Origin of the sequence: Burkholderia sp. Bp9031 (assembly GCF_003857965.1) — a bacterium.
GTDB classification, from domain to species: Bacteria; Pseudomonadota; Gammaproteobacteria; order Burkholderiales; family Burkholderiaceae; genus Burkholderia; species Burkholderia ambifaria_A.
The window spans coordinates 279,789-300,380 of record NZ_QTPW01000006.1 but is presented as its reverse complement, the minus strand read 5'-3'; the positions used below and the strand labels follow the sequence as shown (position 1 = coordinate 300,380).

Sequence of the window (20,592 nt, the reverse complement as noted above, 5' to 3'; positions counted from 1 at the left end):
CGCGCTCAGGCGCGCTTATCCGGTTCCAGCTGCGATTGCAGCAAAATGATTTTGTCCTTGGCCGCCAGCTTTTCCTTCTTCAGCCGGTGCAGCGTGATGTCGTCGATGTCGGAGTGTCCTTCCTTCAGCTCGATCTCCCGAGCGAGCTGCTGGTGCTGCTCCTGCAATGCAGCCAAACGGTTGTGCAATTCCTGCTGCTGTTCCGTGGGACGGTTTTGCATATGCGCCTCCTCATCGAAGCAGCGCGCCGACTGGCGTGCCGGCACGCACGAGACTGATTCCGGATCAATCCAACACGTTACTGCCCCTGCTGTTGCTGCTTGGCCTTTTCGGCCGCTTCCCGCTGACGCCGCTCGACATCGGCCTGGTGCTGGGCGGCTTCCTTCTGCTTCTGCTCGTAGCGCGCGGCGTTGTCCGCCCGCTCCCGCGCCTTCTGCGCGGCCTGCTGGTGCGCCTGGTCGAGCTTGCGCTGGAAGTCCGCCTGCTTCTGGTCGTATGCCTGCTTGTTCGCAGCGTGCTGCGGCCCTTCCGCGCCGCGCTGCGCCTGCTTCAGTGCATTCTGCTCCTGCTTGTCGCGGAACGCAGCCGCGTTCGCCGCCTCGTTCGCCGCGCGCTGCGGCGCTTCCGCCGCGTTCTGCACCTGCTTCAGCGCCTGCTGCTGGTCGCGCTGCTGCGCCCGCACCGCGCGCTGTTCGTCGTCGAGCGCGAGCTGCTCCTGACGGATGCTTGCCCGCTCCTCGCGCATCCGGTCGCGCGCATTGCCGAGACAGTGATTGACGAAGAACTTGCTGTAGCAGTCGTGCTCCGCCACGGCATAACGATAATCGTTTTCCGCGGAACGTTGATTGAGCACTTTTTGACGGGCGTCAAAATCCTGCGTGGCGGAGGCCGCGACGGGCGCGGCGGCAGCGGCATCCGGCGCGGTTGCGCCCGATGCCTGCGCGTACGCGACGGCAGACCCTGCGGACAAAGCCGCGGCAAGCGCTGCGCCGAGCGCGACGAGAGAAATGCGGGAAGTTGGCAACGTCGTAGGAAAGCTGCGGGACATGTGTCAAATTCTATCACCCCCGGCTGGACGCTCCGCCATTTATGGCAAAATGCCCCGCTTCACTCACCCGCGGCATCTGGTCCGGCGGGCCCGTCTCGCAGCCCGCCGCGCGCGGTCTGCCGGCCCGCACCGCGATTTCAGCAGGCAGATCATCCACGACATGACGGAAACCGTAGCACTCAAGATCGTACAGCGCATCGCCACCGAACTGTCCGTCCAGCCGCGCCAGGTCGCGGCGGCAGTGCAACTCCTCGACGAAGGCTCGACCGTTCCGTTCATTGCCCGGTACCGCAAGGAAGTGACCGGCAACCTGGACGACACGCAGTTGCGCCAGTTGGAGGAGCGCCTCCTGTATCTGCGCGAACTCGAGGATCGCCGCGCGGCGATCCTGTCGAGCATCGACGAACAGGGCAAGCTGACCGACGAACTGCGCGCCGCGATCGACGCGGCCGACAGCAAGCAGGTGCTCGAAGACCTTTATCTGCCGTACAAGCCGAAGCGCCGCACGCGCGCGCAGATCGCCCGAGAAGCCGGCCTCGAGCCGCTCGCGCAGGCGCTGCTCGCGAATCCGCTGCTCGACCCGCAGACGGAAGCAGCCGCGTACGTCGATGCCGACAAGGGCGTTGCCGACGTGAAAGCCGCGCTCGACGGCGCGCGCGACATCCTGTCCGAGCAGTTCGGCGAAACCGCCGAACTGCTCGGCAAGCTGCGCGACTACCTGCACAGCCAGGGCGTCGTGTCGTCGGCCGTGGTCGAAGGCAAGGAAAACGAGGAAGGCGAGAAGTTCCGCGACTACTACGACTATGCGGAAACGATCCGGACCGTGCCGTCGCACCGCGCGCTCGCGCTGTTCCGTGGCCGCAATGCCGGCGTGCTGACCGTCAAGCTCGGCCTTGGCGAGGAACTCGACGCGCAGGTCCCGCATCCCGGCGAAGCGATGATCGCACGCCATTTCGGGATCGCAAACCAAAGCCGCCCGGCCGACAAGTGGCTGTCCGACGTGTGCCGCTGGTGCTGGCGCGTGAAGGTGCAGCCGCATATCGAGAACGAATTGCTCACGCAACTGCGTGAAACGGCGGAAGCCGAGGCGATCCGCGTGTTCGCGCGCAACCTGAAGGACCTGCTGCTGGCCGCGCCGGCCGGCCCGAAGGCCGTGATCGGTCTCGACCCCGGCCTGCGCACGGGCGTGAAGGTCGCCGTGGTCGACCGCACCGGCAAGCTGCTCGCGACCGACACGATCTACCCGCACGAGCCGCGCCGCGACTGGGCCGGCTCGCTCGCGAAGCTCGCGCGCATCGCCGCGCAGACGCAGGCCGAGCTGATCAGCATCGGCAACGGCACCGCATCCCGCGAAACCGACAAGCTCGCGAGCGAGCTGATCTCGAAGCACCCCGAACTGCGGCTGCAGAAGATCGTCGTGTCGGAAGCCGGCGCGTCGGTCTACTCGGCGTCCGAACTGGCCGCGAAGGAATTCCCGGAACTCGACGTATCGCTGCGCGGTGCCGTGTCGATTGCCCGCCGCCTGCAGGACCCGCTCGCCGAACTCGTGAAGATCGAGCCGAAGGCGATCGGCGTCGGCCAGTACCAGCACGACGTGAACCAGCGCGAACTCGCCCGCTCGCTCGACGCGGTGGTCGAGGATTGCGTGAACGCGGTCGGCGTCGACGCGAACACCGCGTCGGTTGCGCTGCTCGCGCGCGTATCGGGCCTGAACGCCACGCTCGCGCGCAACATCGTCGACTACCGCGACGCGAACGGGCCGTTCCCGTCGCGCGACCACCTGCGCAAGGTGCCGCGCCTCGGCGACAAGACCTTCGAACAGGCAGCCGGCTTCCTGCGCATCAACGGCGGCGAGAATCCGCTCGACCGCTCGTCGGTCCACCCGGAAGCCTACCCGGTCGTCGAACGGATCCTTGCGAAGATCAGCAAGCGGATCGACGACGTGCTCGGCAGCCGCGACGCGCTGTCCGGCCTGTCGCCGACGGAATTTGTTGACGAACGTTTCGGCCTGCCGACCGTGCGCGACATCCTGTCCGAACTCGAAAAACCGGGTCGTGACCCGCGCCCGGAATTCAAGACCGCAACGTTCCGCGACGGTGTGGAGAAGGTGTCCGACCTGATGCCGGGCATGCTGCTCGAAGGCGTCGTGACGAACGTCGCGGCATTCGGCGCGTTCGTGGATGTCGGCGTGCACCAGGACGGCCTCGTCCACGTGTCGGCGATGTCGACCAAGTTCATCAAGGATCCGCACGAAGTCGTGAAGGCCGGCCAGGTCGTCAAGGTCAAGGTGCTCGACGTCGACGTGAAGCGCCAGCGCATTGCGCTGACGATGCGCCTCGACGACGAAGCAGCCGCGCCCGGCATGGCGCCGCGCGGCGGCCAGGATCGCGGCAATGCCGGCCGCGGCACGGCCCGCCCGCAGCGTTCGCGCGAGCCGGAACCGGCCGGCGCGATGGCCGCGGCGTTCGCGAAGCTGAAGTGCTGAGCACGCGAAGGCTGTCGACGTAATAAAAAACCCGCCGAAAGGCGGGTTTTTTATTGCTCTCGCGAACGCGCTGCCGATAGGCATGGGCCGTATCCACGACCCTGCGCGCGCCGGTCAGATCTCGATCTTGGTGCCGAGCTCGACGACGCGGTTCGCCGGGATCGAGAAGAAGTCGGTCGGCTTCGCCGCGTTCTGGTGCATCCATGCGAACACGCGTTCGCGCCAGATCGACATGCCGGGCAGATGCGTCGGCACGACCGTTTCGCGCGCGAGGAAGAACGACGTGTCCATCAGCTCGAACGTCATGTCGTGCGTGCGGCCGAATTCCTCGAGCACGGCCTTCACGTCCGGCGTCTCGTTGAAGCCGTACTCGGCCTTGACGATGTACAGGCCGCCGCCCGCATCGCGCGAACTCAGGCGCTTGTCGTCGCGCACATACGGAATGTCGCGCGTGACGAACGTCAGGAAGATGGTCCGCTCGTGCAGCACCTTGTTGTGCTTCAGGTTGTGCAGCAGGCTGACGGGCACGAGCTTGTCGTTGCCGGTCAGGTAGATCGCGGTGCCCGACACGCGGTGCGGCGGATGCGCGAGCAGCCCCTGCAGGAACGGCTCGAGCGGGATACCGTCGGCGGCCGTGCGCTCCTTGACGATGTGGCGGCCCTTGTACCAGGTCATCAGCAGGAAGAACAGCAGCGCGCCGATGCCGAGCGGCAGCCAGCCGCCCTGCGCGACCTTCAGCAGGTTCGCGCCGAAGAAGCCGAGGTCGATCGCGAGGAACACCGCGATGATCGCGCCGACGAGCAGCCGGTTCCAGTTCCACACCTTCACCATCACGACGCACGCCAGCACGGTCGTGATCACCATCGTCGCCGTCACCGCGATGCCGTATGCGGCAGCGAGGTTGTCGGAGCTCTTGAAGCCGATCACGATGCAGAGAATCACGAACAGCAACAGCCAGTTCACGACCGGCACGTAAATCTGGCCGATCGCCAGCTCGGACGTATGCAGCACCTTCATGCGCGGCACGTAGCCAAGCTGGATGGCCTGCGACGTCAGCGAATACGCGCCCGAGATCACGGCCTGCGAAGCGATCACGGTCGCGACCGTCGACAGCACGACGAGCGGCAGCAGCGCCCAATCGGGCGCCATCAGGAAGAACGGGTTCTCGATCGCCTTCGAATTCTGGATCAGCAGCGCGCCCTGGCCGAAGTAGTTCAGCACGAGCGACGGCATCACGAGCCCGTACGCAGCGAGGCGGATCGGCTTCGCACCGAAGTGGCCCATGTCCGCATAGAGCGCTTCCGCACCGGTCAGCACCAGCACGACCGAACCCAGCACGACATAGGCCTGCAGCAGGTGATCCGCCATGAACGACGCCGCGTAGTACGGATTGACCGCTGCGATGATGCCCGGCACGCGCACGATGTGATACACGCCGAGTGCCGCGATTGCGACGAACCACAGCACCATGATCGGCCCGAACAGCTTGCCGACCAGCGCGGTGCCGTGGCGCTGGATCCAGAACAGCGCGATCAGGATCACGATCGTGATCGGCAGCACGAGGTGGGCCAGGTGCGGCGTCGCGATCTCGAGACCTTCGACCGCCGACATCACGGAGATCGCCGGCGTGATCACCGCATCGCCATAGAACATGCACGCGCCGAAGATGCCGAGCGCCATCAGTGCGCCCGCGACACGTGTTTTCGAGTCGAGCGGCCGCAGCGACAGCGCCATCAGCGCGAGCACGCCGCCTTCGCCGTTGTTGTCGGCTCGCATCACGAACAGCAGGTATTTGATGCCGACCACCAGGATGATGGCCCAGAACAGCAGCGAGATCACCCCGAGAATCGAGCCTTCGGTCAGCGGGATGCCGTGTGCGGGGCTGAACGCCTCCTTCAGCGAATACAGCGGGCTCGTGCCGATGTCGCCGAACACGACGCCGATGGCCGCTATCGCAAGCGCCCGCATCGAGTGTTGGTGCGTCGAATGCGCATGGGCTGCGTCGGTCGCCTGGATCGTGTCGTTCATATGAAGCGTAATAATCGGGTCCGGTTCGGACAAAACGAGCGCTATTCTACTCGCGCCCCCCTTAAACACCGTCCTGCCGTGTTGCCCTGAAACCACGTGATCCACGCCGCGCATGCAATCCTGCGCAAGCTGTGGCAGGGCTGCCATCATAGCCGGGGCCGCGCCGTCTGCCTACCGTGTACGCCGGTCGCCGCGCCCACCGGTTCGGCGCACCCAATAAAAAACGGCGCCGCGAGCGGCGCCGTACAAGGCTTTCCTTCAATTTGCCGGCCGCTTACGCGCCCGAACCGTCGCGCTGCGTGCGACCGCGCTTGATCCACGCCTCGAGGTTGTGCGGACGAACCGTATCCCACTCTTCGAACGGCTGATGAATCCACGGATTCGTCGGCAGATACTGCGCGTGGTAGTCGGGCTTCACCTTCGAGCAACCCTTGTACCAGAGCACGGCCGAACGCACGGCCGTGACGGACGGATAACGCTCCTTCAGGTGCTCCTGCACGCGCGCGAGCGTGACGCCCGAATCGACGAGATCGTCGACCAGCAGCACGTTGCCCTCGAGGTTGCCACGCGTCATCGTGATGTACTGCGCGATGTCGAGCTCACCCTGCTCGGTGCCGGCTGCTTCGCGGTACGAACTCGTCGCGAGAATCGCGAGCGGGACGTCATAGATGCGCGACAGTTGATCGCCGACGCGCAGACCGCCGCGCGCGAGGCACAGGATCTGGTCGAACTTCCAGCCCGATTCATGCACCTGCAGTGCGAGCAGCTCGATCAGACGATGGTATTCGTCCCAGCCTACCCACAGGTTCTTGTCGTCGTTGCGCGGATCGGTCATCAAGTCTGCCGCCGTCATCGTGATTTGCTGCGTCATGCTGAAAGTTACACCTTGAACGGATGGCGAAGCAGGATCGTTTCGTCGCGATCAGGCCCCGTCGAAACCATGTCGACCGGCACGCCGGCCACTTCCTGGACACGGGTCAGGTATGCCTGCGCATTCGCCGGCAGCGCGTCCCACGTCTTGATGCCGACGGTGCTTTCCTTCCAGCCGGCGAACGTTTCGTACACGGGTTCGCAACGCGCGACGTCTGCCGCACCGCGCGGCAGGATGTCCACGTCCTTGCCGTCGATCTTGTAGCCGACGCACAGCTTGACTTCATCGAGGCCGTCGAGCACGTCGAGCTTCGTCATGCAGAGGCCCGACACGCCGTTGATCTGGATCGAGCGGCGCAGTGCGGCTGCGTCGAGCCAGCCGGTGCGGCGCGGACGGCCGGTGACCGAGCCGAATTCCTTGCCGACGTTCGCCAGCGTGACGCCGACCTGGTCCTGACGCTGCGGATTGTCCGCATCGTACAGTTCGCTCGGGAACGGGCCCGAACCGACGCGCGTGCAGTATGCCTTCGTGATGCCAAGGATGTAGTTCAGCTTCTGCGGACCGACGCCGGCGCCGGCCGAAGCCGCACCCGCGACGCAGTTGCTCGACGTGACGAACGGATAGGTGCCATGGTCGATGTCGAGCAGCGTGCCTTGCGCGCCTTCGAACAGCAGGTTCTGACCGGCATTGTTCGCGTCGTACAGACGGCGCGACACGTCGGCCACCATCGGCTTCAGGCGATCGGCGTAGCCGAGCATCGTGTCGAGCGTGGCCTGGAAATCGACGGCCGCGCCACCCAGGTACTGGGTCAGCACGAAGTTGTGGAAATCGAGGTTTTCGCGCAGGCGGTCGGCGAAGGTCTTCGCGTCGAACAGGTCCTGCACGCGCAGCGCGCGGCGGCCGACCTTGTCTTCGTATGCGGGGCCGATGCCGCGGCCGGTCGTACCGATCTTGCCCGCGCCCTTGCGCGCTTCGCGCGCCTGGTCGATCGCGATGTGGTACGGCAGGATCAGCGTCGTGGCTTCGGAAATGAACAGGCGATCGCGCACGTTCACGCCGGCTTCTTCCAGCTCGCCGATTTCCTTGAACAGTGCCTCGGGGGACAGGACGACGCCGTTGCCGATGTAGCAGGCGACGCCTTCACGCATGATGCCCGACGGGATGAGGCGCAAGATGGTCTTCTTGCCGCCGATGATGAGGGTGTGGCCGGCGTTGTGGCCGCCCTGGAAACGCACGACGCCCTGAGCGTGGTCCGTCAGCCAGTCGACGATCTTACCCTTGCCTTCATCACCCCACTGCGTTCCCACGACGACGACATTGCGCCCGGGAGTCACGTTCACTGCGCTGGCAGACATGTTGATTCGTTAGCTGGTTAAAAACGTATTCTACCTATGTTCGCGGGCGATTCCGAATTTTTCCGTTTCGCTTCAACGATATGCACGCCAAACGACGGCCCGCGAACGCCTGTTTAACGGGGTTCGACCACCCACGCGCCGTTACGCTCGACGAGCGAACGGTCGCAGGCGAACTCGTCGAGCACGTGGTCGTGCCCCGGCAACGCCTGGATCACAACCTCGCCCGCATCGCGCAGCGCCCCGACGGCCGCGTTCAGTGCGTCGTCCTGCGCCCACGGCGCGAGAATCGCTGCGCCGCGCGCCTCGATCGGCGAAATCCGCGCGAGTTCGCGCAGGTCGAGCGAGAAGCCGGTTGCCGGGCGGGCGCGACCGTAGGCCTGGCCTACGTGGTCGTAACGACCGCCGCGCGCGATCGCGTTCGGCACGCCGTCGATGTACGCCGTAAACATCGCGCCGCTGTGGTACGCATAGCCGCGCAGATCGGCCAGATCGATCGCCACCTCGACGCCCTTCGCCTGGGCCGCGAGCTGCGCGAGATCGTCGAGCGCGCGCGTGATCTCGGGCAGCACCGGCAGCCGTGCGCGCGCCTCGTCGAGCACGCTTGCGTCGCCGTACAGATGCGGCAGCGCACGCAGCGCCGCGCGCGTGTCGGCGCCGAGATCATCGGTAAGTTCGTTCAGCAGCGGCACGTCCTTGCCCGACAGCGCGTCGTACAGCGCCTCGCCGCGCTCGGCGGCCTGCGCATCGCGCGCGAGCAACGCCGCGAGCACGCCCGCGTGGCAGAGGTCCAGACGGATCCGCGACAGCCCCGCGAGGTGCAGCGCGTCGAGCATCAGCTGCTGAATCTCGAGATCGGCTTCCAGCCCGGCGTGCCCGTAGATTTCGGCGCCGATCTGGATCTGTTCGCGCGTCGCGTGCAGGCCGCGCGGACGCGTATGCATCACGTGGCCCGCATAGCAGAGGCGCGTGACGCCCTGGCGGTTCAGCAGGTGCGCGTCGATGCGCGCGACCTGCGGCGTGATGTCCGCGCGCAGGCCGAGCGTGCGGCCCGACAACTGGTCGACCAGCTTGAAGGTGCGCAGGCGCAGGTCGGCGCCGCCGCTCGTCAGCAGCGACTCGAGGTATTCGAGCAGCGGCGGCATCACCATTTCGTAGCCATACGAACGGAAGCGGTCGAGCAGCCTGCGGCGCAGCTCCTCGATCTTGCGCGCTTCCGACGGCAGTACGTCGGCGATATTCTCGGGAAGTAACCAGGTCGACATCGGTACGGTCCTACGACGGGAAACAGGGCGCGACTCGCGCGCCGCGAGATGAATCGGAAATCGGAATCGGGCGGAACGAACGGCGGGTGCGCCGTCTGGATCAGCTCTCCGGTCAGGTGGCAAGCAGCAGCAGGACGAGCCCGAGCGCCATCACGATGAGCCCGCCGATCCGGATATGATGCGGCGGCCGCTCCGCTATTCTACGAAACGTGTCGCGCCAGGCGACGGGAAACACGAAGGGGAACGCCCCCTCGATGATCAGCATCAGTGCTACCGCGAGCAACAACGAGCCAGCCAGATCCATGCGAGCGACGGCGCCGCTCGACGCGGCGCCCCAAGGTCAGTGTTTGCGGGGAGCGGGTGCCGCCGGTGCGGTACCGCCCGTCGGGCTGCGCATGAAACGGAAAAACTCGCTGTCGGGATCGACGACGATGATGTCGTTGCGCTTGAAGGTATTCCGGTAAGCCTGCAGGCTCGCGTAGAACTGGTAGAACTGGGGATCGCTGCCGAACGCGTCGGCGGCAATCGACGCGGCCTTCGCGTCGCCCTCGCCCTTGATCGTCTGCGCGGACTTGTAAGCATTCGCGAGCACCGCCTGCTGTTCGCGTTCCGCATCGGCCTTGATCTGCTCGACATCGGCGGCGCCATCCGCGCGCACCTGCGCGGCCTGGTCGCGCAGCGCGGCAATCATCCGCTGATAGACGGCGTCCGTCTGCGCAGCCGGCAGGTCGACGCGCGTCAACTGCACATCGACCACGTCGACGCCGAAGCCGGATGCCTTCGCGCGCACCGCATCGCGAGCGGCATGGGCGATGTCGCGCTGCCCGCCGAGCGCATCATCGAGCGCGCGCTTGCCGAACGCGTCGCCGAGTGCGCTCTTCAGCGCGCCGGTCAGACGCTCGGTGGCAGCCGTCGGGTCGCCGCCCGTTGCCGTGAAATACTTCATCGGATCGCTGATCCGGTACTTGACCGCATACGCGACGAGCAGATCATGCTTGTCTTCGGTCGCCAGTTGCAGCGAATCCTGCGATTCGAGCGATTGCAGGCGCGTATCGATCAGCGTCGCCGTCTGCAGCGGCGGCGGCAGCTTGAAATGGATGCCGGGGCCCGCGAGTTCGGGCTGCGTGCCGTCTCGGCCCGACAGCACGACCGCATGGCGCGGATCGACGGTCAGGACGGTCGACGACGCCGCGAAGGCAACGATCACGATTGCGACGACGAGCGCAATGATTCGGTTCATGTTCTGCGCTCCCCGTTACTTCGTATCGTCTTCGCGCGAGCGACTGCGGAACGCTTCGCGCGACCGCAGCACGTCGCTGCCCGGTGCGGGGGCCGCCGCGGCCGAAGCCGCGCTCGCGGGTGCGCTCGCCGCCGCGGCGGCCGGAGCCGACGCTGCATCGGGCGCGGATGCGCCGGCGGACGTCGCGGCGTTCGTGGCATTTTGCCGCCCCTGCTCGACGAGTTTGTCGAGCGGCAGGTACACGACGCTATTGCCACCCTTGTTGCCGACGAACACCTTCGTCGCGTTCGAATAGATTTCCTGCATCGTCTCGAGGTACATCCGCTCGCGAATCACCGCGGGCGCCTTCGAATACTGCGCATAGACCTGCTTGAACCGATCGGCGTCGCCTTCTGCCTCCGTGACCACGCGATCGGCATACGCCTTCGCTTCGTCGACGAGTTTCGCGGCATTGCCCTGCGCCTTCGGCAGCAGGTCGTTCGCATAGGCCTGCGCGGCACGCTTGGCGGCCTCACGCTCGTCACGCGCCTTCGCGACTTCGGCGTACGCGGCTTGCGTCTGCTCGGGCGCCGCGACGCTCTGCATCGTGACGGCCGTCACCTCGAGCCCTGACTGGTAGCGATCGAGATCGCGCTGGATCGCGGCGGACAGCTGCTCGCGCAGCGCGTCGCGGTCCTGGTTCAGCATGTCGGCCGCGCTGCGCGTGCCGACGATCGCACGCACCGCAGCCTGGGCGGCCTGCGACACGCTGCGCTCGGGATCGACGCTGCGGAACAGGTAATCGGTTGCCGAACGGATGCGGTATTGGACGACGAAACGCACGTCGACGATGTCGGCGTCGCGCGTCAGCATCGCCGCTTCCTTCACGTTCGCGAGACGCACGACATTGTTCCGGCCGATCTCGATCGAACGGACCTGCGACGTGTCGACGATCTCGTGCGACGCGAACGGATACGGCGCGCGCCAGTGCACGCCCTGACCGACCGTGCCGGACAGCTTGCCGAACTGCAGCAGGACGCCCGTCTGGCCGTCCTGCACGACGAACAGCCCGCTGCCCGCGTAGACCGCGACCAGCACGCCGATCACGATGCCGACACCGACACGCGCGGCCCGGCCGTTGTCGGGCCGGAAGCCGTTGCCGCCCTTGCCGCCGAACAGGCCGCTCAGACGCCGGTTGAAGTTGCGCCACATCTCGTCGAGATCGGGCGGACCGTCACCGTCGCCGCCGGGCGGACGCTTCGATTCGTTCGCACGCGGACGGGATCCGTCGTTGCCCTTGCCGTCACCGCGCCCCCAACGGGGATCGTTGATCGACAGCAAGGCGCGCATCCGCCGCCAGGTACTCCGCTCGTTGTATTCGTTCACCAGAGTTTGTTCACCAGATTAGACGCCGGCGAACCGGCCGGGACCGGTTAGCGCCCCTGTTCGGAAATCGTGTGGTCTTCGTGTGGTTCTGCGGGGGCGCCGTCGAGCGCGCCGTCGGGTAACGTCGCGCCGGAAAGGTGTTCCGCGGAGGCGATCTCGGCGATGGCGGCACGCAACGCGTCGAGACCCTGACCGGTGCGTGCGCTCAAAAAGACGCGCGAAATATTACCATATTCGTCCCGCTCGACCGCGTCGCCGCGGGCCGCCAGCTCGGGTACGGCATCGATCTTGTTGAACACCAGCACCTGCCGGATCGTGTCCGCGCCGATCTCGTGCAGCACGCCGTTCACCTGCTCGATCTGTTCGAGCCTGACCGCGCTCGACGCATCGACCACGTGCAGCAGCAGATCCGCGTGGATCGTTTCCTCGAGGGTCGCGCGGAACGCGGCAACCAGCTGGTGAGGCAGTTCGCGGATGAACCCGACCGTATCGGACACGACGATCTGGCCGACCTCGTCGCCGAGATACACGCGCCGCGACGTCGTGTCGAGCGTGGCGAACAGCTGGTCGGCCGCATAGGCCTGCGCTTTCGTCAGCGCATTGAACAGCGTCGACTTGCCCGCGTTCGTATAGCCGACGAGCGACACCGACATCGTGCCGCTGCGCGCACGCTGGCGACGCTGCGTGCTGTGCTGCCGGCGCAGCCGGTCAAGCCGCGACTTCAGCATCTTGATGCGTTCGCCGATCAGCCGGCGGTCGGTTTCCAGCTGGGTTTCACCGGGACCGCGCAGGCCGATACCACCCTTTTGCCGCTCGAGATGGGTCCACGCGCGAATCAGGCGGGTCGACAGGTATTGCAGCTGCGCGAGCTCGACCTGCAGCTTGCCTTCGTGGCTGCGGGCGCGCTGCGCGAAGATATCGAGAATGAGGCTCGTACGATCGACCACCCGCCTGTTAAGCGCCTGCTCCAGATTGCGTTGCTGGGCCGGTGCCAGTGCGTGGTTGAAGATGACGATTTCGACGTTGTGTGCGTCACAGGCAAGCCGCAGTTCTTCGGCTTTGCCGCTACCGATGAACATCTTGGCATCGGGACTGGCGCGACGACCCGTGAGGGTGACGGCGGGACGGGCCCCCGCACTGGAGGCGAGAAGACTGAGTTCTTCGAGACTGGCTTCGAAATCGGTCTTGCCGAAGTCGATGCCGACGAGCGCTGCGTTGATCAAATTATCGGGTGTCAAGATAAGGCGGCTGGCATCGGTCGCTCGCGGCGACCGGATGCCGGCCGCTGCGATAGGTTAGGACGAGGCTTCCGCGTCCGGGTGGAAATTCACCGGGCGCGCCGGCACGACCGTCGAGATGGCGTGCTTGTAGACCATCTGGGTCACCGTATTACGGAGCAACACGACGTACTGGTCGAACGATTCGATGTTCCCTTGGAGCTTGATGCCGTTGACGAGATAGATCGAAACGGGAACGTGCTCTTTGCGCAGTGCGTTCAAAAACGGGTCTTGTAACAATTGCCCTTTGTTGCTCATGGCGTACTCCATCTTTTTTTGCAGGTTGATCTGGATTGGCGGCGAAGAAAAAGAGATCCGGCGCCAATCGCTACACTATAGCCGATTTTGCCTGCCCCGCCCGGCGGTAGGCCATGCGGCCTATCCCTTGCGGGACGTGCGTGGCAGGCATGCTTCAGCCCTTGTCCGCGTACGGGTTGTTCGACGAACGGAACTCTATGCGCAATGGAGTCCCGGTCAGGGAGAAAGTTTCGCGGAATCGGTTTTCGAGGTAGCGCTTGTACGTTTCGGTCACCGCGTCGAGCGCGTTGCCGTGGATGACGATCAGCGGCGGATTCTGGCCGCCCTGGTGCGCGTAGCGCAGCTTCGGACGCACCGGACCACGACGGCGCGGCTGCTGGAACTCGACTGCCTCGATCAGCGCGCGCGTGAGCTTCGGCGTCGGCAGTTTCGCCATGGCCGCCGCGTACGCGTCGTCGACCGAGCGCATCAGCGCACCGATGCCCGTCTTCTTCGCGGCCGAAATGTAGTGCGATTTCGCGAAGTCGAGGAATTTCAGCTTACGGGTCAAATCCGCTTTCGCGCGATCGCGCGCGTGGTCGTCGAGGCCATCCCACTTGTTGACGCCGATCACGAGCGCGCGGCCCTGTTCGACGACGAAGCCGGCAATGTGCGCGTCCTGGTCGGAAATGTCCTGCTGCGCATCCAGCAGAAGAATGACGACATTCGCATCGGAGATCGATTGCAACGTCTTCACGACCGAGAACTTCTCGATCGCCTCGAACACCTTGCCGCGGCGCCGCAGGCCCGCGGTGTCGATCAGCGTGTATTTCTTGCCGTTACGCTCGAAGTCGACGTAGATCGAATCGCGCGTCGTGCCCGGCATGTCGAACGCAATGACGCGATCTTCGCCGATCAGCGCGTTTACGAGCGTCGACTTGCCGACGTTCGGCCGGCCGACGATCGCGATCTTGATGCCGCGCGACGGATCGTCCTCGTCCGCTTCCTCCGGCTGGCCCGCGTACGCGACTTCCAGCGCCTCGTTGATCATGTCGGTCACGCCGTCGCCGTGCGCGGCCGAGATCGCGCGCGGATCGCCGAGCCCGAGTTCATAGAAGTCCGTCGCGACCGCCGTGTACTTCATCCCCTCAGCCTTGTTGACGACCAGGAAGATCGGCCGGCCGGTCTTGCGCAGGTAGTCGGCAATCGACTTGTCCTGCGGCGCGAGCCCGTTACGGCCGTCGACGATGAACACGACGACGTCGGCTTCCTCGACCGCCTGCCGCGTCTGGCGCGCCATCTCGTGCAGGATGCCGTCCTTCGCGACGGGCTCGAAGCCGCCGGTGTCGACAACCAGGTACGGCCGCTCGCCGACGCGCCCTTCGCCGTAATGGCGATCGCGCGTCAGGCCCGGCAAGTCGGCGACCAGCGCATCGCGCGAGCGCGTGAGCCGGTTGAACAGCGTGGATTTCCCCACATTGGGGCGCCCAACGAGGGCAATGACCGGTTTCATCTGTGTTTTCTACGGTGATGCGCAGCAGCGGGAGGCCCGCTGCTGCGGGCGGCTGCGCTGAATGAAAATATCACGAATTCGCGCCGCGCCGGATGCGCGCGCCGGGCGCGCGTTGCGCGCCGTCGTCTTTCGTTTCGAACTGCCTTTCAAATACCGAGCGGCCGGGGACACCGGCCGCCTTCGTGCGCGCGACCGCAGCGCGCGGGACAAACCCGCAGCGCCGCGATTGCGCCTGTTGCGTGCGCGTCAGCGCGGGCGGAACCCGTACAGGCCGCCGTCCTTCGTCTGCACGACGAGCGTATTGCCCGCCAGGACCGGCGCCGCCGTAATCGCGCTGCCGTCGGTCTTCATCCGCGCAATGAAGCTGCCGTCCTCGCGCGACAGGAAGTGCACGAAGCCCTTGTAGTCGCCCATCACGACCGCATGGCCGAGCAAGTAAGGCACGCCGACGTCACGGCTCTTCAGCTTGTCGTTGCGCCAGAGCTGGTTGCCGCTCGCCGCGTCGTAGGCCGTCACGACCGACCAGTCGTCGCCGCCGGCGACGACCGAATCGTCCTGCGCGAGGCCGCTGCGGCTCGAGAACGCCTTTTCCCACAGCGGACGGCCCGAGTTCGCGTCGAAGCAGCCAAGCTGCCCCTGGAACGTGACCGCGCACGCTTCGGCACCCACGAGCGTCGGCGGACCGCTGACGTCGTTGATGCGCTCCACTTCGGTCACGCCCTTCGGGAACGATACGGGCGTCTGCCAGAACGGCTCGCCCGTCTGCAGGTTGATCGCGACGAGACCGCCGCCGGGGAAGCCCGCCAGCACGGCCGCATCGCCCGCGAACGTCATGCCGGCCGACACGCGCAGGTTCAGCGGCACCGCGCGGTTGCGGTAGTTCCACTTCTGCTCGCCCGTCTGCGCGTTGAACGCGATCACCTGGCCGTCGATCGTGCGCACGATCACGAGGCCGTTGCCGACCAGCGGCGGCGAGAAGATCTCGCCCTGCACGCTCGTCTTCCACAGCTGCTTGCCGTCGGGGCCGAGTACGAACACGCCGCCCTTCAGCGCACCGACCGCGGTCAGGTTGCCATCGCTGCCGACACCGGCCGACAGGTCCGAACCGACCTTCGAGCGCCACAGCGTCTGGCCCGTCTTCGCGTCGATCTTCTCGACCGAACCGTTCTCGCCCGCCGCGTAGACGGCGTCGCCCACGGCCACCGGCGAGAACAGGTAGCGCCCGCCCTTGCCGACGCTCGCCTTCCAGACCTCTTGCACGTCCATGACGGGCTTGAACTCGGTGAGCGGAGTCGGCACGCGGCGCGCGTCCTTCGACGACGAGCAGGCCGCCAATGCCAGGACAGCCGCCGCGCAGGCTACGGGCACAGCGTAACGTTTCAGCAAATTCATCGGTTAGCGAAGCAGAGTTAAGAGGTTGAGGGGGCCGCGATCAGCCGCCGAGCGCGTCGAGCTTGAACTGCACGAGCTGGCGCGCGGACTGGTCGTCCTGCGACAGGCCGTCGAGCGCGAGCTTGTACGCGGCGCGCGCATCGTCGGTCTTGCCTTGCGCGGCAAGCAGATCGCCGCGACGATCTGCCACGAGGCCCTTGAATGCATCGACCGGCGTGCCGGAGAGCAGCGCGAGGCCCGCATCGTACGCCTTCTCGTCGAGCAGCAGCGATGCGAGACGCAGCTTCGCGATCTGCTTGTACTCGTCGTCCTTGGCATGATCGACGGCCCATTGCAGCTGCGCCTTCGCGCCGGCGGCGTCGCCGGCCGCGTACAGCGTCTTCGCGGCCGCGAGCGCCGTCATCTGCGCATACGGCGTGCTGCCGAACTTGTCTTCCATGTCGGCGGCCGCACGGACCATCGTCGCCTTGTCGTTTGCGGCGGCGGCCTTCTGGACCTGCTCGTACAACCCGGAAGCCTCGGCGGCCTGACGGCGCTGCCAGTAATTCCAGCCGTTGAAGCCGGCCGCGACGACCAGCGCCGCGAGCACGATCCACGTGGTGAGGTTGCCCCAGCGGGCCCACCACGCCTTGAGACTTTCAATCGATTCTTGTTCGTCGTGATAACTCATCGGCGAGCGATTCCTTCCTGTTCAGGCCTTTCTTGTCGAGCGAATGCTAGCGCGATCAGTCGTCGCCGTCTTCGGCGGATGCAACCATCGCATTGATTAGGAATTCGGTCAAGCTTTCGACCGGTACGGTCTGCTGAACGTTCTTTTCCCCTTCCTGGCCCGCACCGCGCAGCGCTTTCACGCCCACCGTACCGTTCGCGACCTCTTCTTCGCCGAAGATCACCGCGAACGCCGCACCGCTTGCATCGGCGCGCTTCATCTGCGACTTGAAGCTTGCCGGCGCGCCGTCGGCGCTGCAGTGGAAAATCACGTCGAGGCCCGTATCGCGCAGACGCTCGGCCGCGATGAACGCCTGTTCGCGCGCCGTCTCGCCCTGGTGCACCACGTACACGTCGACACCTTCCTGCTCGGGCGCGAGATCCTCTTCCTTCAGCAGTTCGAGGATGCGCTCGATGCCCATCGCCCAGCCGCACGCAGCGGTCGGCTTGCCGCCGAGCTGCTCGATCAGGGGATCGTAGCGGCCGCCTGCCGCGACCGTGCCCTGCGCGCCGAGCTTGTCGGTCACCCACTCGAACACGGTCAGGTTGTAGTAGTCGAGGCCGCGCACAAGACGCGGATTGATCTTGAACGGAATGTTGTTCGCGAGCAGCAGGCGCTGCACCCCTTCGAAGTGCGCACGCGATTCGTCGCCGAGGAAGTCGATCAGCTTCGGCGCGTTCTGCGCGATTTCCTGCAGCGCGGGGTTCTTCGTGTCGAGCACGCGCAGCGGGTTCGTATACAGGCGGCGCTTCGCGTCCTCGTCCAGTACATCGGCGAATTGCTCGAGGTACTTGATCAGCTCGACACGGTGCGCGGCGCGCTCTTCGGCGAGGCCGAGCGAGTTGATTTCGAGCTTGATGCCGGTCAGCCCGAGGTCGTCCCACAGGCGCTGGCACATCATGATGATCTCGGCATCCGCATCCGGGCCCGCGAAGCCGAGCGCCTCGACGCCGACCTGGTGGAACTGGCGGTAGCGGCCGCGCTGCGGACGCTCGTGACGGAACATCGGGCCGATGTACCACAGGCGCTTCGGGCCGTCGTACAGCATGTTGTGCTCGATCGACGCGCGCACGACGGCCGCGGTGTTTTCCGGGCGCATCGTCAGGTTCTCGCCGTTCAGCGCGTCGGTGAAGCTGTACATCTCCTTCTCGACGATGTCCGTGACTTCGCCGATGCCGCGCGTGAACAGCTGCGTGTGTTCAACGATCGGCGTGCGGATGTTCTGGTAGCCGTACGCGCGCAGCAGCGATTTCACGGTAGCTTCGAAGAACTCCCACAGGCCGGCATCCTGCGGAAGGATGTCGTTCATGCCTTTGACGCCCGTGAGCTTCTCGATCTTGCGTTTCTGTTCAGTCATCGTTCGTGTGTGTGGACGAATTAGTTCAAGGCCTCGGTGCGGCCGTAATTGCGTGCGACGTAGTCGCTGACGATCTGCTGGAATTCCTCGGCGATCCGCTCGCCGCGCAGCGTCTTGACCTTCTCGCCGTCGATGAAGACGGGCGCGGCCGGGTTCTCGCCCGAGCCCGGCAGGCTGATGCCGATGTTCGCGTGCTTCGATTCGCCGGGGCCGTTGACGATGCAACCCATCACCGCGACGTTCATCTTCTCGACACCCGGATACTCCTTGCGCCAGACCGGCATCTGCTCGCGCAGGTAGGTCTGGATCTGCATCGCGAGCTCCTGGAACAGCGTGCTCGTCGTGCGGCCGCAGCCGGGACACGCGATCACCATCGGCGCGAACGAGCGCAGGCCCATCGTCTGCAGGATTTCCTGGCCGACGATCACCTCACCCGTGCGCGACGCGCCCGGTTCCGGCGTCAGCGAGATGCGGATCGTGTCGCCAATCCCTTCCTGCAGCAGCACGCCGAGCGCGGCCGTCGACGCGACGATGCCCTTCGAGCCCATGCCGGCCTCGGTCAGGCCAAGATGCAGCGCGAAGCCGCAGCGGCGGCCGAGTTCCCGGTACACGGCGATCAGGTCCTGCACGCCGCTGACCTTGCACGACAGCACGATGCGGTCGCGGCCGAGGCCCAGTTCGACCGCACGCTCGGCCGAGCCGATCGCCGACTGGATCAGCGCTTCGTACATCACGCTCTGCGCATCCCACGGCTGCGAACGCGCGCCATTCTCGTCCATCATGCGCGCGAGCAGGTCCTGGTCGAGGCTGCCCCAGTTCACGCCGATCCGAACCGGCTTGTCGTACTTGGCCGCGGCTTCGATCATCTGCGCGAACTGCGTGTCGCGCTTCGCGCCCTGGCCGACGTTGCCCGGGTTGATCCGGTACTTCGACAGCGACTCCGCACAGCCCGGGTAGTCGCGCAGCAGCAGATGGCCGTTGTAATGGAAGTCGCCGACGAGCGGAACGGTCACGCCCATCCGGTCGAGTTGCTCGCGGATCGCCGGCACGGCGGCCGCGGCCTCCGGCGTGTTGACGGTGATACGTACCAGCTCGGAACCCGCATTCGCGAGTTCCTTGATCTGGATCGCCGTGCCGATCGCATCGGCCGTGTCGGTATTCGTCATCGACTGCACGCGCACCGGCGCATCGCCGCCGATCGTCACGAGCTGCCCGCCCCAACGAACATCCACCGCATGCGACACGCGACGCGGCTGATGCCCGCCGAACACCGGCTCGGTTGAACAAATCTGACTGCTGCGTGGGGATTGAGCTTCGGATTGCATCGATAGATCCATTTACGCGGAATGCGCCGCGAGGCGGCGCATGAATTGAAAAAGCGCCGTGCCCTCGCGGCCTGTCCAGGACGGGCCTTCGCCACGGCGCTTGACGTCAGGGCAACGTGAACCGCGCCACGTTACCCCGCGCTGCCGAATATTTTGCCGGATCGACAGGTTTTCCGTCGAACGCGACCGCGTCGAGGCCTGCCTTGTTGCCGATCGTGACCTTGAACGGCCCGGTGCCGGCGACCTGCTTCGTCTCGCCGGCCCGCACCAGCGCCGAGAACAGCTCCTTGCCGTTCTTGTCGCGCACGCTGAACCAGCAATCCTGCTTGACCTTCAGTTCGACCAGCGACTGGCCTGCCGCCACCACGACGCTCGCGGGCTGGGCCGGTACGACCGTACCGTTCGCCACGGCCGTCACGACGGCGGGTTGCGACGCAGGCGCTGCTGCGACCGCCGGAGCCGGTACTGGCGCAGCCGACGCGGCAGCCTGCGGCGCCACGGCGGATGCTACAACCTGCGCCGGAGCATCGTTGCCGGCTGCCGTCGACGCGCCGCCCGCAGCCGCCTCTGCGACGGAAGACGCCGCCGGTGCGCTGGCTGCCGACGCATGTTCTGCATCGCCGCCCTTGAAGCGCGCGAGCCAACTCGACGAATCGCCGCCAGTGTGCCACATGAGTACCGCGATTACCGCGACGACGACGATCGCCGTCCCCCACAGCCACGGATGGTGGCGCGACGAGCTGCCGAGCGGGATCGATACGCGGCCGCGCGGCAAATCCGTCCCCGACGACGCGGGCATCGACAGATCGACTTCCGGCACGCCGCGCTCACGCCGCAATGCCTGCGCAAACGGTTCCGGATCGACGCCGAGCATCTTCGCATAGCTGCGCACAACGCCGAGCGCGAACGTCACGCCGGGCAAATGACTGATGTCGCCTGCCTCGAGCGCACGCAGCTTCTGCGGGGCGACCTTGAGCCGCGCCGACACGTCGTCAACCGTCCAGCCCTTCGCCTCCCGGAGCTGCGCCAGCCGGCCGCCGACGGCTACCAGCGTTTCAAGCCCCGCCGGTGCCGGCTTCGCGGCATTGGTCTCTGCGCCGTTTGTCGGCTGCGGCTCACTCATCCTTG

18 protein-coding genes are annotated in these 20,592 nt (G+C 66.0%); 1 reads left to right on the top strand and 17 read right to left on the bottom strand.

Features of this window, described 5'->3' with window-relative positions; translation table 11 throughout:
* Positions 1-5: 5 nt before the first annotated feature.
* Positions 6-221, bottom strand: a complete 216-nt coding sequence (locus DIE15_RS11230; protein WP_006755091.1) for a YdcH family protein — start codon at positions 219-221, stop codon at positions 6-8.
* A gap of 77 nt (positions 222-298) precedes the next feature.
* On the bottom strand, positions 299-1,048 hold the full coding sequence (locus tag DIE15_RS11225) for a hypothetical protein (protein ID WP_057925241.1): 750 nt from the start codon (positions 1,046-1,048) through the stop codon (positions 299-301).
* A gap of 160 nt (positions 1,049-1,208) precedes the next feature.
* Here DIE15_RS11225 and DIE15_RS11220 point away from each other — a divergent pair, with 160 nt between their 5' ends.
* A complete protein-coding gene (locus tag DIE15_RS11220; RefSeq protein WP_124833211.1) occupies positions 1,209-3,533 on the top strand; it encodes a Tex family protein in 2,325 nt (774 codons plus the stop codon).
* Positions 3,534-3,647: 114 nt separating this feature from the next.
* Here DIE15_RS11220 and DIE15_RS11215 read toward each other — a convergent pair whose 3' ends face one another.
* The 15 genes from DIE15_RS11215 to DIE15_RS11135 form a co-directional block, all read right to left on the bottom strand.
* Entirely contained in the window at positions 3,648-5,561 is a 1,914-nt protein-coding gene (locus DIE15_RS11215; protein ID WP_057925243.1) for a potassium transporter Kup, read from the bottom strand.
* A gap of 274 nt (positions 5,562-5,835) precedes the next feature.
* Positions 5,836-6,432: a phosphoribosyltransferase gene (locus tag DIE15_RS11205; protein ID WP_124833210.1), complete on the bottom strand. Its 597-nt coding sequence runs from the start codon at positions 6,430-6,432 to the stop codon at positions 5,836-5,838.
* 8 nt (positions 6,433-6,440) lie between these two features.
* A complete protein-coding gene (locus tag DIE15_RS11200; protein ID WP_044848883.1) occupies positions 6,441-7,787 on the bottom strand; it encodes an adenylosuccinate synthase in 1,347 nt (448 codons plus the stop codon).
* A 113-nt stretch (positions 7,788-7,900) separates the two neighbouring features.
* A complete protein-coding gene (locus DIE15_RS11195; RefSeq protein WP_124833209.1) occupies positions 7,901-9,049 on the bottom strand; it encodes an ATP phosphoribosyltransferase regulatory subunit in 1,149 nt (382 codons plus the stop codon).
* Between the two features lie 112 nt (positions 9,050-9,161).
* Positions 9,162-9,353, bottom strand: a complete 192-nt coding sequence (locus DIE15_RS11190; protein WP_009687995.1) for a DUF2065 domain-containing protein — start codon at positions 9,351-9,353, stop codon at positions 9,162-9,164.
* 36 nt (positions 9,354-9,389) lie between these two features.
* A complete protein-coding gene (gene hflC / locus DIE15_RS11185; protein ID WP_124833208.1) occupies positions 9,390-10,289 on the bottom strand; it encodes a protease modulator HflC in 900 nt (299 codons plus the stop codon).
* A 15-nt stretch (positions 10,290-10,304) separates the two neighbouring features.
* Entirely contained in the window at positions 10,305-11,654 is a 1,350-nt protein-coding gene (hflK, locus tag DIE15_RS11180; RefSeq protein ID WP_057925247.1) for an FtsH protease activity modulator HflK, read from the bottom strand.
* Between the two features lie 47 nt (positions 11,655-11,701).
* Positions 11,702-12,877, bottom strand: coding sequence for a GTPase HflX (gene hflX, locus DIE15_RS11175; protein WP_185734422.1), 1,176 nt, complete (start codon positions 12,875-12,877; stop codon positions 11,702-11,704).
* A 72-nt stretch (positions 12,878-12,949) separates the two neighbouring features.
* A complete protein-coding gene (gene hfq / locus DIE15_RS11170; RefSeq protein ID WP_006399927.1) occupies positions 12,950-13,189 on the bottom strand; it encodes an RNA chaperone Hfq in 240 nt (79 codons plus the stop codon).
* Between the two features lie 154 nt (positions 13,190-13,343).
* Positions 13,344-14,681 carry a ribosome biogenesis GTPase Der gene (gene der / locus DIE15_RS11165; protein WP_014896912.1) on the bottom strand — a complete coding sequence of 446 codons (1,338 nt, stop codon included), beginning with the start codon at positions 14,679-14,681 and terminating at the stop codon, positions 13,344-13,346.
* A 246-nt stretch (positions 14,682-14,927) separates the two neighbouring features.
* Positions 14,928-16,073 (bottom strand): outer membrane protein assembly factor BamB, encoded by a 1,146-nt coding sequence (gene bamB, locus DIE15_RS11155; RefSeq protein ID WP_057925249.1) that lies wholly within the window; start codon positions 16,071-16,073, stop codon positions 14,928-14,930.
* Positions 16,074-16,113: 40 nt separating this feature from the next.
* Positions 16,114-16,743 (bottom strand): tetratricopeptide repeat protein, encoded by a 630-nt coding sequence (locus tag DIE15_RS11150; RefSeq protein WP_124833206.1) that lies wholly within the window; start codon positions 16,741-16,743, stop codon positions 16,114-16,116.
* A gap of 55 nt (positions 16,744-16,798) precedes the next feature.
* Complete coding sequence (gene hisS / locus DIE15_RS11145; RefSeq protein ID WP_057925251.1) at positions 16,799-18,139, bottom strand: histidine--tRNA ligase; 1,341 nt, start codon at positions 18,137-18,139, stop codon at positions 16,799-16,801.
* Positions 18,140-18,159: 20 nt separating this feature from the next.
* A complete protein-coding gene (gene ispG, locus DIE15_RS11140) occupies positions 18,160-19,464 on the bottom strand; it encodes a flavodoxin-dependent (E)-4-hydroxy-3-methylbut-2-enyl-diphosphate synthase (protein ID WP_027787235.1) in 1,305 nt (434 codons plus the stop codon).
* 106 nt (positions 19,465-19,570) lie between these two features.
* Positions 19,571-20,587, bottom strand: a complete 1,017-nt coding sequence (locus DIE15_RS11135; protein ID WP_057925252.1) for a helix-turn-helix domain-containing protein — start codon at positions 20,585-20,587, stop codon at positions 19,571-19,573.
* Positions 20,588-20,592: the final 5 nt, after the last annotated feature.

Coding starts and splice junctions, on each gene's coding strand:
- DIE15_RS11225 (WP_057925241.1), bottom strand. CDS start 1,048: ATGTCCCGCAGCTTTCCTACGACGTTGCCAACTTCCCGCATTTCTCTC.
- der (WP_014896912.1), bottom strand. CDS start 14,681: ATGAAACCGGTCATTGCCCTCGTTGGGCGCCCCAATGTGGGGAAATCC.
- DIE15_RS11150 (WP_124833206.1), bottom strand. CDS start 16,743: ATGAGTTATCACGACGAACAAGAATCGATTGAAAGTCTCAAGGCGTGG.
- bamB (WP_057925249.1), bottom strand. CDS start 16,073: ATGAATTTGCTGAAACGTTACGCTGTGCCCGTAGCCTGCGCGGCGGCT.
- DIE15_RS11190 (WP_009687995.1), bottom strand. CDS start 9,353: ATGGATCTGGCTGGCTCGTTGTTGCTCGCGGTAGCACTGATGCTGATC.
- hfq (WP_006399927.1), bottom strand. CDS start 13,189: ATGAGCAACAAAGGGCAATTGTTACAAGACCCGTTTTTGAACGCACTG.
- hflC (WP_124833208.1), bottom strand. CDS start 10,289: ATGAACCGAATCATTGCGCTCGTCGTCGCAATCGTGATCGTTGCCTTC.
- DIE15_RS11205 (WP_124833210.1), bottom strand. CDS start 6,432: ATGACGCAGCAAATCACGATGACGGCGGCAGACTTGATGACCGATCCG.
- DIE15_RS11220 (WP_124833211.1), top strand. CDS start 1,209: ATGACGGAAACCGTAGCACTCAAGATCGTACAGCGCATCGCCACCGAA.
- DIE15_RS11215 (WP_057925243.1), bottom strand. CDS start 5,561: ATGAACGACACGATCCAGGCGACCGACGCAGCCCATGCGCATTCGACG.
- ispG (WP_027787235.1), bottom strand. CDS start 19,464: ATGCAATCCGAAGCTCAATCCCCACGCAGCAGTCAGATTTGTTCAACC.
- DIE15_RS11135 (WP_057925252.1), bottom strand. CDS start 20,587: ATGAGTGAGCCGCAGCCGACAAACGGCGCAGAGACCAATGCCGCGAAG.
- DIE15_RS11195 (WP_124833209.1), bottom strand. CDS start 9,049: ATGTCGACCTGGTTACTTCCCGAGAATATCGCCGACGTACTGCCGTCG.
- DIE15_RS11200 (WP_044848883.1), bottom strand. CDS start 7,787: ATGTCTGCCAGCGCAGTGAACGTGACTCCCGGGCGCAATGTCGTCGTC.
- hisS (WP_057925251.1), bottom strand. CDS start 18,139: ATGACTGAACAGAAACGCAAGATCGAGAAGCTCACGGGCGTCAAAGGC.
- DIE15_RS11230 (WP_006755091.1), bottom strand. CDS start 221: ATGCAAAACCGTCCCACGGAACAGCAGCAGGAATTGCACAACCGTTTG.